We start from the raw sequence: 13381 nt of genomic DNA, 5'->3' as shown, positions 1-13381 counted from the left end.
TGACTATTGACCAATGACTAATGACTAATGACTAAGGCCGGATACACTTTACCTGTCTTTGCTTGTGCTGGGGCTATGGCGGCGTTACATTGGTTACGCCAGCGTCAGCCTCTGCAAACTGTAGCGGTTGATTTAATTACACCGCCGCAAATTGCGGAAATCCCCATTGAACAAGTAGCAGGGTTATCAGAAAATATTGCGCTGGCAATTACACGGAGTGACCCTGGTGATAATCTTGACCTCACGCGCGATACACCAATTTGGGCAATGGTGGAGTGGGGTGGAGACACGGAATCAGTCGTCACAATTAAAGGTGGCGAAGGAATTGGCAAAATTCTCAATGCAGATGAACAGCCGGCGATTTATAGTTATGCCCAAAGATTATTGCAAGAGAACTTGCAGCGTATGCTCACACCGAGCGAGAAAATCACAGTCACAATTATTTTACCGTTCGGGCGATCGCTCGCTGTGCGGACTTCTAATGCTGCCTTTGGTGTAGTGGAAGGACTTTCGCTATTAGGGACAACCGGGATTTCTCAACCTTTAAGTTCACCAGATCAGTTAGCGGCTTTTCGGACAGAATTACAACAAAAAGCCAGCCGTTTTGCCAGTTTAGTTTTTTGTATTGGTGAGAACGGCTTAGATTTAGCGCAAAAACTTGGGATTAATCCCGAACAATTAGTCAAAACAGCTAACTGGTTGGGGCCGATGTTGGTCGAGGCTGATGCTTTAGGCGTGAAAGAAATCTTATTGTTTGGCTATCATGGCAAGTTGCTGAAACTCGCTGGAGGGATTTTTCATACCCATCATCATTTAGCCGATGGTCGGCGAGAAATTTTAGCAGCCCACTGCGCTTTGGCGGGTATGCAGTCATCAGATATACAAGTAGTATTTAATAGTGCAACTGCGGAAGCGGCGCTGAAATATCTGCGAGAATTAGATACTTCTAAGGGTAGTGATTGGGTGAATTTAGTTTATGGAGCGATCGCCCAAGCGATAGATACACGTTCTCAAGAATACATGCAAACCCATAATAACCGAGGTGCATCTGTAGCAAATTGTGGCTCAATTCTCTTTGATCGCGATCGCAAAATTATCGTAAAGAGTAAAACAGCTTGTTTCTTGAGCGAGAAATTATGTTAACTTATTATGAATAATCATTAATAATCTACATAAATAGCTTTTTCAGTAACCACTCTAGGGTAAGTTATTCCTTCTAATACTATGTCAGACTGATTAGCCGAGCAAACGCTTCATAACCCGCGTTTGTAGGGGACTCCTTTACCATTTACCAGCCACAGAAAGCAAATAGAGCAAAGTGCTGAGTATATAACCAGTTACTAGCTTTGTGCAATCAACTATTGTTCTCATCTATTTGACTAAGGCTATAGATGGTATTTTTGTCAGATTACAGTGCAACTATCTACTACTTCATTCACACTCCCCCATCATGAATACAGCGGTGACTCTACTAACCGAACAAGCGCCTCAACCAGTAGAAGATTTGAGGCGGCTTGATCGTCAAATAATTGTGATTCTCGACTTTGGCTCTCAGTATTCCGAACTAATTGCCCGACGCATCCGGGAAACTCAAGTATATTCTGAAGTTCTGTCTTATCGCACTACAGCTGAACAATTGCAGCAACTCAACCCCAAAGGCATCATTCTCTCTGGCGGGCCGAGTTCAGTTTATAGTGAAAAAGCCCCCCATTGTGACCCAGCAATTTGGCATTTAGGCATTCCCATCCTGGGTGTATGTTATGGGATGCAGTTGATGGTCAACCAACTCGGCGGCGAAGTCGCAAAAGCCGATCGCGGTGAGTATGGCAAAGCCTCATTATATATAGATGATCCCACAGACTTATTAACCAACGTCGAAGATGGCACAACCATGTGGATGAGTCACGGAGACTCTGTAATTAAAATGCCACCTGGTTTTGAAGTCTTAGCACATACAGAAAATACTCCTTGTGCTGCCGTTGCTGACCACGAAAAGAAACTATATGGCGTGCAGTTCCATCCAGAAGTTGTGCATTCCCTTGGTGGTTTAGCCTTAATTCGCAACTTTGTTTATCATATCTGCGAGTGCGAACCCACCTGGACAACCGCAGCATTTGTAGAAGAAGCAATCCGCGAAATTCGGGGTAAGGTTGGCGATAAACGTGTACTTTTGGCGCTATCTGGGGGAGTAGATTCTTCTACATTAGCCTTTTTACTGCATAACGCGATCGGTGATCAGCTGACTTGTGTATTTATCGACCAAGGCTTTATGCGGAAATATGAGCCAGAAAGATTGGTGAAATTATTCCAAGAGCAGTTTCATATCCCTGTAGAATATGTGAATGCCCGCGATCGCTTCTTAGAGGCCGTTGCTGGTGTCACCGATCCCGAAGAAAAACGCCGTCGCATCGGTCATGAATTCATTAGTACATTTGAAGAAGCATCCAAACGCCTTGGCCCCTTTGATTATTTAGCTCAAGGCACACTTTATCCAGATGTGATCGAATCTGCCGATACCAACGTTGATCCCCAAACAGGTGAACGGGTAGCAGTCAAAATTAAAAGTCATCACAACGTTGGCGGCTTGCCTAAAGATTTGCGATTTAAACTTGTAGAACCTCTGCGGAAACTGTTTAAAGATGAAGTCCGCAAAGTTGGTCGTTCTATTGGTTTACCAGAAGAAATCGTTCAACGCCAACCCTTTCCCGGCCCTGGTTTAGCAATTCGCATCATTGGCGAAATCACAGCCGAACGCCTGAATATTCTCCGCGATGCAGATTTAATTGTGCGTCAAGAAATCAATCAACGTGGATTGTATAACGAAGTTTGGCAAGCCTTTGCTGTTTTATTGCCAATTCGCAGCGTCGGCGTAATGGGAGATCAGCGTACTTATGCTTTTCCTATAGTTTTGCGGATTGTTACCAGTGAAGATGGTATGACCGCAGATTGGGCGCGTCTTCCTTATGATGTTTTGGAAGTAATCGCCAACCGGATTGTCAATGAAGTTAAAGGTGTGAATCGCGTAGTTTACGACATCACATCCAAGCCACCTGGAACCATCGAATGGGAGTAATAGGTGGACGATGAGTAAAGCGAAATTTAAATGAAAAATCGAGGTGGGAAATACCCACCTCGATTTTTCATTTAAGCCTCACGCAAAGGCGCAAATAAAAGCGTGCAAATAAGGATTTTTATAAGACGTTCAATAGCTACACAAAGTTTTAAGTAGTCTTAATTTTACTCTTTTTAATTTGATACTCCTTCGTTTCAAATAGAAAGTCACACAATGTTTTAGCTGAATTAACTGCTAACCTGGCATGATGCTCTGATGGTTTGTAAGAAATGACATGAGAATCACTCATTGTATTCCGCAACGTAGCTAGACCAGAAACTATACTTGTTAGCCCTGAAAGAATTTGCCGTAAACACTCTGCAAGGCTTTCCTGACCTGGAGAAAGATTCAAATGCTTTTGAACTCTCTTGTAAAGCTTTGGAAGATTTCCGTCATACTCTGATGGATTAGGGTCGAACTCTTTTTCTATTGCCGCTAAAACTGCCTCAACTAGAGATCGCGCATTAGTTATTGCTCCGTCAAAATCACCTTCAGCTAGTTTTTTGTCACATTTTTTGATTTGCTCATCAATAAAGATATGTGTTATCTCAACTGAATTCTCATACGGATGTAACAAATTAATTTGAGTTCCACCTAGCTTATAAATTTCCCACTTCTTACCCGCAGGTCGTAATTCGTAGTTATCAAATTCAAGAAATTGGTTAAGGTATTCAACTGCAACTTTAATATCAAGTTCTTTTGCAAAAAAATGACGAGGATCAAGAGCCGTGAGCAGTATATCTTTCATAGTCGGCGTATCATTAAATTCACGCAACTTTTCCTCGGCATACTGCCAACGAGAAGGAAACCCACTACCGTAGATATCCTCCAAACCAAATTCATTAAAGAAAGCAACAATTTGTGGGCCAGTTCGATAAGGTGAACGTCCTTGATCGCCTGTGACAATAGTGCCAAGTGCTGATATTGTTTGTTCTGATAACTTCACATTTAGACCAAGCTTGTATATCCTAAACAATTATTTTAATAAATCCCTTTAATGTTGAGCAAACTTAAAGCACTGTGAACTTTCGGTGATGTTGGGTTAAAAAAGAAACATGAAAATTATCAAACCCATCACCAATTGGTTAGAAAATCGTGCCAGTACCCCGACATACGGCGGTTGGGTGCTTGCGGGAATTGCTATTTGTTTTTTTGGGGCGGCTGTGAATACGATGGCGGGTTGGCTGTACGCTATTAGCGGTGTGAGTGTGGCGCTGTTAGCAGTAGCAGCAGTTTTACCACCGCGATCGCTTGTGGGTTTAACTATCACCCGCCATTCGATTCAACCTGTCTCCGCTGGGGATGACTTGACTGTAGAATTAGAAATCCACAACCCCACACCACAATCTGTCAGTTTGCTGCAAGTAGAGGATATTTTGCCCTTTGTTTTGGGTAAGCCCATCAAACAGGCGATTGAAATTATTCCGAGTAAAAATAGTTACCGTTGGGTTTATTACCACCCGACCCAGCACCGGGGTATTTATCGCTGGCACAATGTTGAATTAGCTACTGGCGCACCTTTAGGTTTATTTTGGTGTCGTCGTCAGCGAAATTGTGAGGCGACGGCGATTGTATATCCGACTGTATTACCGTTAACTACTTGTCCATTAGTGGATGAAATGGGGCTAGAAGAAAGCAAAAAAGGCGATTCGATCAATCGACCTTTGCAGACTGCGACATCGGGATTAGTGCGATCGCTCCGTCCCTACCGCATCGGAGACCCCACCAGACTCATCCACTGGCGAACAAGCGCCCGTTATGGTGAATTAAGAGTGCGGGAGTTAGAAGTTGTCACAGGTGGACAAGAAATAATTATTGCCTTAGATAGTGCTGGTAAATGGCAAGAAGATGATTTTGAACAAGCCGTAATTGCCGCAGCCAGTTTGTACTTTTACACACAACGTATGGGGATGCCTGTTAAACTCTGGACAGCATCGACAAGTTTAGTTAAAGGCAATACCAGTGTTTTAGAAACCTTAGCAGCTACCACATTTTCAGAAGATGCTAACACCACAGAAGCGCCAAACTATCCTTTAATTTGGTTAACTCAAAATTCTCTGACACTATCTTCTTTACCCAAAGGTAGTCGCTGGATTTTGTGGCAAAATAATAATTCCTCAGATCAAACATCAGTGGTAGTTAATCGTGATTGCCCTGGTGTTGTGGTGCAGAGCGAACAAGCATTGCAAACTCAGCTACAAAAACCTATACAAGCATTGTAAATGAGTATTCTATGTATTCAATATTTCAATGAATGCTGATATATTCAGGTTTTTGTCAGACATCATCATTGAATCTGTTCAGGTTGGGGAGATATCCCCAGTAACAGCGCCTTGAGGCTGAGGTACAATGCAAAGAAATATTTAAATTATGAGCGGCCGATCCACATGATCACATCAGAAGTTAACGCAAATTCCAGCGATAAAAGCCTAGAGGCAATGCGGCATTTTTCCGAACAATACGCCAAGCGTACTGGAACTTACTTCTGTAGTGAACCTTCGGTTACAGCAGTGGTAATTGAAGGGTTAGCCAAACATAAAGACGATTTAGGTGCGCCTTTGTGTCCCTGTCGCCACTACGAAGACAAAGAAGCTGAAGTCAAGGCTACATATTGGAACTGTCCTTGCGTGCCAATGAGAGAACGGAAAGAATGTCACTGTATGCTATTTTTGACACCAGACAATGAGTTTGCTGGAGAACAACAAGAAATATCTCTCGAAACTATCAAAGAAGTACGAGATAGTATGGCATGAGCGAAACTATGCCCCAAGAGTTTTGGCAAGGTGTAGAACAGTTCAATTCTGGGCAGTTTTACGCCTGTCATGACACCTTAGAGGCTTTGTGGATCGAAGCCAATGAACCCGAAAAAACTCTTTATCAGGGTATTCTCCAAATTGCTGTAGCCTTGTATCATCTAAAAAATAATAATCTGCGCGGTGCGGTTATTTTACTTGGAGAGGGCAGCAACCGCCTACGCCGTTATCCAGATACTTACGGCGGTATTAATGTAGATGAGTTATTAAGCCAAAGTGCAGCATTATTGACGATATTACAGCAAACAGGCGTAAACAATATATCCGCAGATGAATTGCTTCAAAGTCAAGTTTTGCCTATACCGAAAATTGTCCTATCTGACGATTAGTCAAGTTTTATCAGGTGGTTAGGAATGAGGAATTGGGGAATAGATTTTTCTACTCCCCAATTTTTTGCTTAATTAATCAGGCTTGAAAGATGTTCAACTATTCTTTACTTTTGCCTTGTTAGACGTTGACGATTTCTCTAGGTGGTGTTGCTTTGTAATAGTTACTAGGTGCTTCATTACCTACTTGTAGCGGCGATTTTTGTCCAGTAATCAATCTTGCGCCACGTTTGCGGGTGACATAATTCCATACCCACTGAATCATCACTACTAGTTTGTTATCAAACTCGATTAAGAAGTAGATATGAATCACAAGCCAAAATAGCCAAGCAAAGAATCCTTTGAGTTTGATAAAGCCTAAATCCACAACGGCTAGATTTTGCCCAATCATGGCTAAACTGCCGCGATCGCTATAATTAAATGCAGGTAGGGTATTACCTTTGAGTTTTTGCTGAATTAATTTGGCAACATATTCTCCTTCTTGCATCGCTACTGGTGCAACACCAGGTAGAGGTTTGCCATTTTGATGGGAGAAGTTAGCTAAGTCGCCAACTATATGAACATTGGGATAACCTTTGATGCTTAAGTCGGGTTCAACAATTACTCGTCCGGCGCGATCGCACTCTGCACCTGTACGTTCGGCTAAAACTTGTCCCATTGGCGAAGCTTTCACACCTGCTGCCCATAATACTGTTTTTGCAGCGATTTCTTTCACTTCATCCCCTTGCTTGAGGGTGACAACATCGTTTTCAATGTTGGTGACTAAAGTTTTTGTTTTGACGCTGACACCCAATTGTTGTAAGGATGCTTCGGCTTGTTGAGATAATTCTGGTGCAAAGGGTGGCAGAATCCGATCTAGTCCTTCTAAAAGTAAAACTCTCGCTTCTGAGGTGTCGATGTTGCGGAAATCTTCTTTGAGGGTTTGATAAGCGAGTTCGGCGATCGCACCTGCTAATTCTACCCCTGTCGGGCCGCCACCAACAATCACAAAAGTTAACCAAGCTCGACGTTTTTCTGGATCTGTTTCTTTTTCGGCTGCTTCAAAAGCCGAGAAAATCCGGCGACGCATTTCTATCGCATCTTCTACGGTTTTTAACCCTGGGGCAGAATCTTCCCAGTTATCTTTACCAAAATAGGAATGCTTGGCACCTGTAGCCACTATTAATGTATCGTATGGTATTGCTTGATCACCCAACAAAACTTGCTGTGCATTGGGATCAATATCATTCACTTCACCCAGCAACACTTTTGTATTTTTGCTCTTGCTGAGTACCGAACGCAACGGTGAGGAAATATCGGCGGGTGATAGTGTACCTGTGGCAACTTGGTACAGCAATGGTTGGAACAGATGAAAATTCCGTTTGTCAATCAGCGTAACGTTGACTTTAGCCTTAGCAAGTGCCTTTGCCGCGTACAGTCCACCAAAGCCGCCACCAATGATCACAACTTGATGGGGTGGGTTATTCTCAAGGGAGTCTACCATAAGAAGAAATATTTCCTAGTGTTACGGGTGCTGTAACTATTCTTAACAAATATGTATCAAACTTGTCATATATTTTTCTGTTCATCTTGCACAAATGAAAAAAAGATAAAGGTGAGCAAGGCTACAGTTACAAGGCGATAGATATTACATTGATATATTGCCCTCTTAGCTCTAGTGCCTATCGCCCTTTGCATAACTTTTATCTAAGCAAAGGGCGCTCTTTAGAGTATGAAGACAAGGTAAAAATTGTATCTCTCGTACTGCCCTGCGACCTTAACGATAAGTCTTTCACCAGACACGATATTATTCTTGCGCGCCTGCTTTTTGCAAAATCTTGACTATATCTTGATACCCGTTAAATTCTGCCAGCATCAAAGCTGTATAACCACCACGATTTTTTAAATTGGGGTTGGCACCAGCTTGGAGTAATATCTGCACAGTCTCAGTGTAACCTCCAGAGGCAGCCCACATTAGTGCTGTGGCTCCGGCTATGTCTTGAAAATTGACATCTGCACCTTTGGCTAGTAACAGTTGAATAATTTCTGTCTGATGGCGTTTAGCCGCCTTTAACAAAGCTGTCTGACTGTCATTTCCCAGCGTATTAGGATTAGCGCCGTAGTCTAATAATACTTTGACGGTTTGAATATGTCCCAAGGAGATGGCAGCGATTAAAGGAAGTTCTGATTCTCCATAAATATTGGCACCAGAACTTAGCAGTGCTTCAAGAATTTCGCTGTGTCCTTGCAAGACGGCGACTATCATCGGTGTGTCGCCTAAATTATTTCTAAGTTGGGCATTTGCACCCCGACTGAGTAAGACTTGCACTACATCAAGATGTCCTTCGACAACGGCAATATGTAATGCTGTTTCACCGTCTTTGTCTTGCAGATTAACTTGGGCATCTTTATCTAGTAAAGCAGAGGCGATCGCACTATTACCAGATGCCGCAGCAGCCAATAATGCTGTACCACCATCACTGTTTTGTAAGTTAGCATCTGCACCTGCGGCTAATAATGCTTGGACAATCTCTAAATTGCCCAAGTCCGCAGCAATCATCAACAGTGTTTCACCATCTTCATCTTGAAGATTTACATCAGCGCCATTTTGTGCTAGAGCTTGCACAACTTCTGGGTGTCCTTGTTTGACTGCCAATTTTAAAGCAGTGTCATCATCTTTATCGGCAATATTTACTTTCGCACCAGCCGCGAGTAATATCCGCACTATCTCTACATAACCTTTGAGTGCAGCGGCCATTAATGCGGTGCTGCCATCTTCATTGATAGCATCAACATCAGCACCTCTAGATACTAAAAGCTGGACAATATCTACTTGTTTATTACTAGCAGCCAACATCAACGCCGTTAACCCATAGCGTTTTCTGGCTAAGTTGATATTTGCCCCCGCATCTAAAAGCGATCTCACAATTTCGGTGTAACCTAAATTAGCAGCATACATTAATGCCGTAGTTCCATCGCGATCGCACCCATCCACCTTGACACCAGCAGCGAGAATTTCACTCAGCCGCTTGATATCACCATTTTTCGCAGCCTTCAGCAGCAAGACATCGTTGTTTTCAGTCATGAATTAAATCCTGCCTGGGCAGTTTTATCATCTATTCCCCAAATTTAGTTTGAAATTCTTTAAGTACTTTTGCAATAGGGGTGTCTGGATAAAGTGCTGAGTGCTGAGTAAACACACTCCAGCATGACTAATTAATTACAAATTACGAATTACGAACTACGAATTACCCTTGGACTTATGCTAATTTTTATTAAGATTTAAGAATTGGGCGAGAACACGATGACTCCGGAAATATCTCCCTCGGTAAAATACTGGCTTAACTTTTTCCACCCGCTAATGATGTGGGTACTTTTAGCGATTTCACTTTATGCTGCTTATTTAGGATTGCAAGTACAGCGTACCAGAAACGCTCAAGGGGAAGAAAAGAAAGAACTGATTAAAGGTAAATTTAACGTCAAACACTACCAAATTGGGTCTATTCTCTTAGCTTTGATGGTAGCAGGCGCAGTTGGGGGGATGGCTGTTACCTATATTAATAACGGAAAGTTATTTGTAGGGCCGCACTTGCTTGCAGGGCTAGGTATGACTAGCTTAATTGCTTTTTCGGCTGCCCTATCTCCTTTTATGCAAAAAGGAGCCAATTGGGCAAGAGTAACTCACATTTTGTTGAATTTCGTGATTTTAGGCCTATTTACTTGGCAGGCTATCACTGGCGTACAAATTGTGCAAAGAATTTTGAGTAATGCTTAGTTATTAGTCAAGAGTCATTAGTCAATGGTCAAAAATCTTTGGACTATTGACTCTTGACTTTTGACCTAGCGCTTCTTTTTAGAATTAGCCGGAAAAGGTATACCTATCGACTGATGAAAATCTTCTTGAACTTTGCGAGTTAAGCGGCGAGAAACTTGGCGGACAATTTGATTAAGTAAGCGATCGCCTGTAGATTGAATGAGAGACTTGGGCAATCGTTGAATAAATCTGGGAAAGTGAAGATAAACTTTTAAATCTAAATCCCATTCCACTTGCGTTACTCCAGCGGAAATCTCAGCATCATCACTGGCATACTCTTTTAGTTGCATTGATGCTCGATAATCTACGTCATAACCTGGTGCTTGATAATCAGGAATGGGGATAGTCCGAATGCGATATATGCCTTCTTCCGGTGGTAAAAGTTCTAAACCAATTTTTGGCTCCACTTCATAACCAAACGAGCCAAAACGACCAATAGTCAAAGCATAGCCATTTTCTCCCAATGGCTGCACCTTCATTGGTTCAGCGCAACGTGTAAACCACGAAGAATGAGCATTGAGATATTCAGCAACTTGATGTATTGGGGCATACATCGCCATATAATCGCTGTAGCAACCACAAAACTGTGTTTGTGCCGCTAAAGTAGCATCTGTAACTACATGATCAGTTTCTACTAAGTTGGATTCTACAGGTAAAACAGTTTCTTTTATATCCAAGGATTGATATTCGCCGTTTGTTGAAAGCATCAAAGCATTCCCCTCTGAGTTGGCGTTTGGCTATATTTATAATTCCCAGCTTACTTGGGTGATTTCGCAGGCAAGATCTTATTTTGGCTGAAATTTCAAGATTCTGTCATGAACTTTATGAAATCACTAAAATACGGATAAATCACATACTAGTTTTTTAGGATAGCGTTTGTTATGAAAGCATTTGTAGCAGGGGCCACAGGTGAGACAGGCCGCCGAATTGTCCAAGAGTTGGTAGCGCGTAACATTCCCGTACGTGCTTTGGTGAGGGATGTAGAAAAAGCTAGAGCGATTTTGCCCCCCGATGTGGAATTGCTTGCAGGTGATGTCTTGCAACCTGAAAACCTCGCTACAGCTTTAGGAGACAGTACTGTATTGCTGTGTGCAACAGGGGCAAAACCAAGTTTTGATCCGACTGGGCCATATAAAGTAGATTTTGAAGGTACTAAAAATTTAGTGGATGCTGCTAAAGCCAAAGGAATTGAGCATTTTGTGTTAGTTTCTTCGTTGTGTACATCACAGCTATTCCATCCTTTGAATCTGTTCTGGCTGATTTTAGTTTGGAAAAAACAAGCCGAGGAATATATTCAAAAAAGTGGTCTCACCTATACTATTGTGCGACCTGGTGGATTAAAAAATGAAGATAACTCTGATGCGATCGTCATGCAGAGTGCAGATACATTATTTGATGGTAGTATTCCTCGGCAAAAAGTTGCCCAAGTTTCTGTGGAAGCACTCTTTGAGCCAGCAGCCCGCAATAAAATTGTTGAGATTGTTGCTAAACCAGAAGCTAGTACTAAAACCTTTGGAGAGTTATTTCAGCAATGCTGAGTCTAGAGTCTGTAGTTAATAGTTAACGCCGTGTGCAACTTTCTCTCAAACCTAACCCCCAACCCCTTGCCTACGAGGGAAGGGGCGCAAGAAAGTAACAAGATTCAAAGCCTCTCTCCTTGCAGGGGAGAGGTTTGGAGAGGGGTTTAAAAAATAAGTTGTACATCGCGTTAGTTAAGGCAAAATACCATTGACAAAAACGAAGGAGTCAAAATCTGAAACGTTTTGAACTTAAAGGCGTTGAAAAATTAATCGGCCCGATCGCAGCGCTGCTGGCTTTTGTATGCTTATTGCAGTGGTATCTCTTTGGAGATTTGCGATCGCCTTCCGATCCCGTCTTTAATGATAATCAACCACCCCTAGTCATGAAAGGCGGCGACCCTTATATTCGCGCCTTAATGCGAACTATTTCCGCCAGCGAAGCTAATGGGAACCGTCCTTACTCTCTCCTATATGGCGGACAACAAGTAACAGACCTCAGTCGCCACCCAGAAATCTGCGTCACCATCGTTACTGGGCCAAACACAGGTAATTGTTCCACTGCTGCGGGGAGATATCAAATTATCAACACTACTTGGCATAATATTGCACCACGCTATCACCCCAACCCTATGAGGATGGTGTTTTGGACTGCTTATAGTTTTGAGCCTGAATTTCAAGATACAGTAGTTTATCGTTGGTTGAACGATACTCAAGTTTGGGGAGTAGATATTCCTAAACTGCTGCGTCAAGGCAAAATCATTGAAGTGTTACGGCGTTTATCTCCAACTTGGACAAGTTTAGGATATGGAATAGAAACTAATTCTATCAGTAGTTCTTTACCTCAGATTTATCAAAAAATGTTAAAGGAAGAGTTAACCGCAACCAATCAACCAGTATTTGCCATAACACCAAATCCAGCACTTACACCTCAAAAGAAATAGAAGGTAAACACATTAATGTAATCATCCGAATTTTTAAGTTTTTGGTAAAAAAGTGCAAAAGTCTTGAATGTTCTGCACAAAGTTGTTAGTACTTTCTAAGTGAATATTGTGAGCAGAATTACTAATTATTCTTACCTGAGCTAGTTTGTCTCTTTTAGCTATATTTGTGTTAATAATTAAAAATTTCTCATCATTTTTACCTACTAGTAAAAGCAAAGGTACTGTATTATCTTTAAGTTTTTCCCATAAAGAAGGCTGACTTCCAGTTCCCATGAATCTTAGTGACTTAGCTAACTCCAGCGGTTGATTTTGTAACCGACTCTCTAACATCCTGGCAAATTCTGGATGATTTTTGATAACGCCAAAAATCGGCTGATTATACCAGTTTAATAAAAATTCTCGAAACTGATTTTTGGAAACACATCTTGTTAGTTTTCTTGCTATTTGTTCATCTTTTCTCACACGTTCTAATCGTTCTTGTTCTGTAGCCAAACCAGGGGAAGCTGATTCTAATATAACTTTGTAAAAACGTTCAGGAAAATGCAATGTCAGATATAAAGCTAATCTTCCACCCATTGAATAGCCCACTAAAAAGCATTTAGGGATATTCAACTCATCTAATAAATTAATTAAAGCTTGAGCAGTTTGTTCAATTGTATAGTATTTATCTTCACCTAAAACTTGAGTTTTACCATGTCCGGGAAGGTCAAGTGTGAGATAAGAAAATTCTGTACCTAGCAATTGTATAACTTCATCAAACTCATCTAAATTGCCAATAAACCCGTGCAAGAAAAGAATAAATTGTTCGTTTTTTGAGTTAATTAACTTATAATTAAATTTATAATTTTCTTGCATATTTTAGTTATTATAAACTAA

The 13381-nt window shown here is 41.6% G+C and carries 13 protein-coding genes; 8 read left to right on the top strand and 5 right to left on the bottom strand.

Translation table 11 applies throughout. The features are described from left to right. Positions 1–27 precede the first annotated feature (27 nt). Both cbiD and guaA read left to right on the top strand, forming a co-directional pair. Positions 28–1143 (top strand): cobalt-precorrin-5B (C(1))-methyltransferase CbiD, encoded by a 1116-nt coding sequence (gene cbiD, locus AC504W_RS15695; RefSeq protein ID WP_494873226.1) that lies wholly within the window; start codon positions 28–30, stop codon positions 1141–1143. 307 nt (positions 1144–1450) lie between these two features. Then, on the top strand, positions 1451–3073 hold the full coding sequence (guaA, locus tag AC504W_RS15690; RefSeq protein WP_494873225.1) for a glutamine-hydrolyzing GMP synthase: 1623 nt from the start codon (positions 1451–1453) through the stop codon (positions 3071–3073). Between the two features lie 148 nt (positions 3074–3221). Here the strand turns inward: guaA and AC504W_RS15685 are convergent, their stop codons facing one another. Beyond that, positions 3222–4058 carry an abortive infection family protein gene (locus tag AC504W_RS15685; protein ID WP_494873224.1) on the bottom strand — a complete coding sequence of 279 codons (837 nt, stop codon included), beginning with the start codon at positions 4056–4058 and terminating at the stop codon, positions 3222–3224. Positions 4059–4167: 109 nt separating this feature from the next. Between AC504W_RS15685 and AC504W_RS15680 the strand changes: the two genes are divergently transcribed. The 3 genes from AC504W_RS15680 (at position 4168) to AC504W_RS15670 (ending at position 6254) form a co-directional block, all read left to right on the top strand. Further along, on the top strand, positions 4168–5334 hold the full coding sequence (locus tag AC504W_RS15680; protein WP_494873223.1) for a DUF58 domain-containing protein: 1167 nt from the start codon (positions 4168–4170) through the stop codon (positions 5332–5334). A 165-nt stretch (positions 5335–5499) separates the two neighbouring features. Next, the gene (locus AC504W_RS15675; RefSeq protein WP_193888001.1) at positions 5500–5865 is read left to right on the top strand and encodes a ferredoxin thioredoxin reductase catalytic beta subunit; all 366 of its coding nucleotides are present in this window, start codon (positions 5500–5502) and stop codon (positions 5863–5865) included. Then, positions 5862–6254, top strand: coding sequence for a DUF309 domain-containing protein (locus tag AC504W_RS15670; RefSeq protein WP_494873222.1), 393 nt, complete (start codon positions 5862–5864; stop codon positions 6252–6254). The genes AC504W_RS15675 and AC504W_RS15670 overlap by 4 nt, the downstream gene beginning before the upstream one ends. 118 nt (positions 6255–6372) lie before the next feature. Here the strand turns inward: AC504W_RS15670 and AC504W_RS15665 are convergent, their stop codons facing one another. After that, positions 6373–7734, bottom strand: a complete 1362-nt coding sequence (locus AC504W_RS15665) for an NAD(P)/FAD-dependent oxidoreductase (protein WP_494873221.1) — start codon at positions 7732–7734, stop codon at positions 6373–6375. Between the two features lie 303 nt (positions 7735–8037). Next, positions 8038–9315 carry an ankyrin repeat domain-containing protein gene (locus tag AC504W_RS15660; RefSeq protein ID WP_494873220.1) on the bottom strand — a complete coding sequence of 426 codons (1278 nt, stop codon included), beginning with the start codon at positions 9313–9315 and terminating at the stop codon, positions 8038–8040. Positions 9316–9534: 219 nt separating this feature from the next. Here AC504W_RS15660 and AC504W_RS15655 point away from each other — a divergent pair, with 219 nt between their 5' ends. Continuing rightward, entirely contained in the window at positions 9535–10005 is a 471-nt protein-coding gene (locus AC504W_RS15655) for a DUF4079 domain-containing protein (RefSeq protein WP_494873219.1), read from the top strand. Between the two features lie 65 nt (positions 10006–10070). Here the strand turns inward: AC504W_RS15655 and AC504W_RS15650 are convergent, their stop codons facing one another. Beyond that, positions 10071–10751 carry a DUF1997 domain-containing protein gene (locus AC504W_RS15650; RefSeq protein WP_494873218.1) on the bottom strand — a complete coding sequence of 227 codons (681 nt, stop codon included), beginning with the start codon at positions 10749–10751 and terminating at the stop codon, positions 10071–10073. A gap of 174 nt (positions 10752–10925) precedes the next feature. Here AC504W_RS15650 and AC504W_RS15645 point away from each other — a divergent pair, with 174 nt between their 5' ends. Both AC504W_RS15645 and AC504W_RS15640 read left to right on the top strand, forming a co-directional pair. Beyond that, positions 10926–11582: an NAD(P)H-binding protein gene (locus AC504W_RS15645; RefSeq protein WP_494873217.1), complete on the top strand. Its 657-nt coding sequence runs from the start codon at positions 10926–10928 to the stop codon at positions 11580–11582. A gap of 251 nt (positions 11583–11833) precedes the next feature. Beyond that, positions 11834–12505, top strand: a complete 672-nt coding sequence (locus tag AC504W_RS15640) for a glycoside hydrolase family 24 protein (RefSeq protein ID WP_494878662.1) — start codon at positions 11834–11836, stop codon at positions 12503–12505. A gap of 33 nt (positions 12506–12538) precedes the next feature. Here AC504W_RS15640 and menH read toward each other — a convergent pair whose 3' ends face one another. Next, on the bottom strand, positions 12539–13360 hold the full coding sequence (gene menH, locus AC504W_RS15635) for a 2-succinyl-6-hydroxy-2,4-cyclohexadiene-1-carboxylate synthase (protein ID WP_494873216.1): 822 nt from the start codon (positions 13358–13360) through the stop codon (positions 12539–12541). Positions 13361–13381 lie beyond the last annotated feature (21 nt).

Source organism: Nostoc sp. C96, from assembly GCF_059384975.1.
This window is presented reverse-complemented; position numbering and strand designations above follow the sequence as displayed.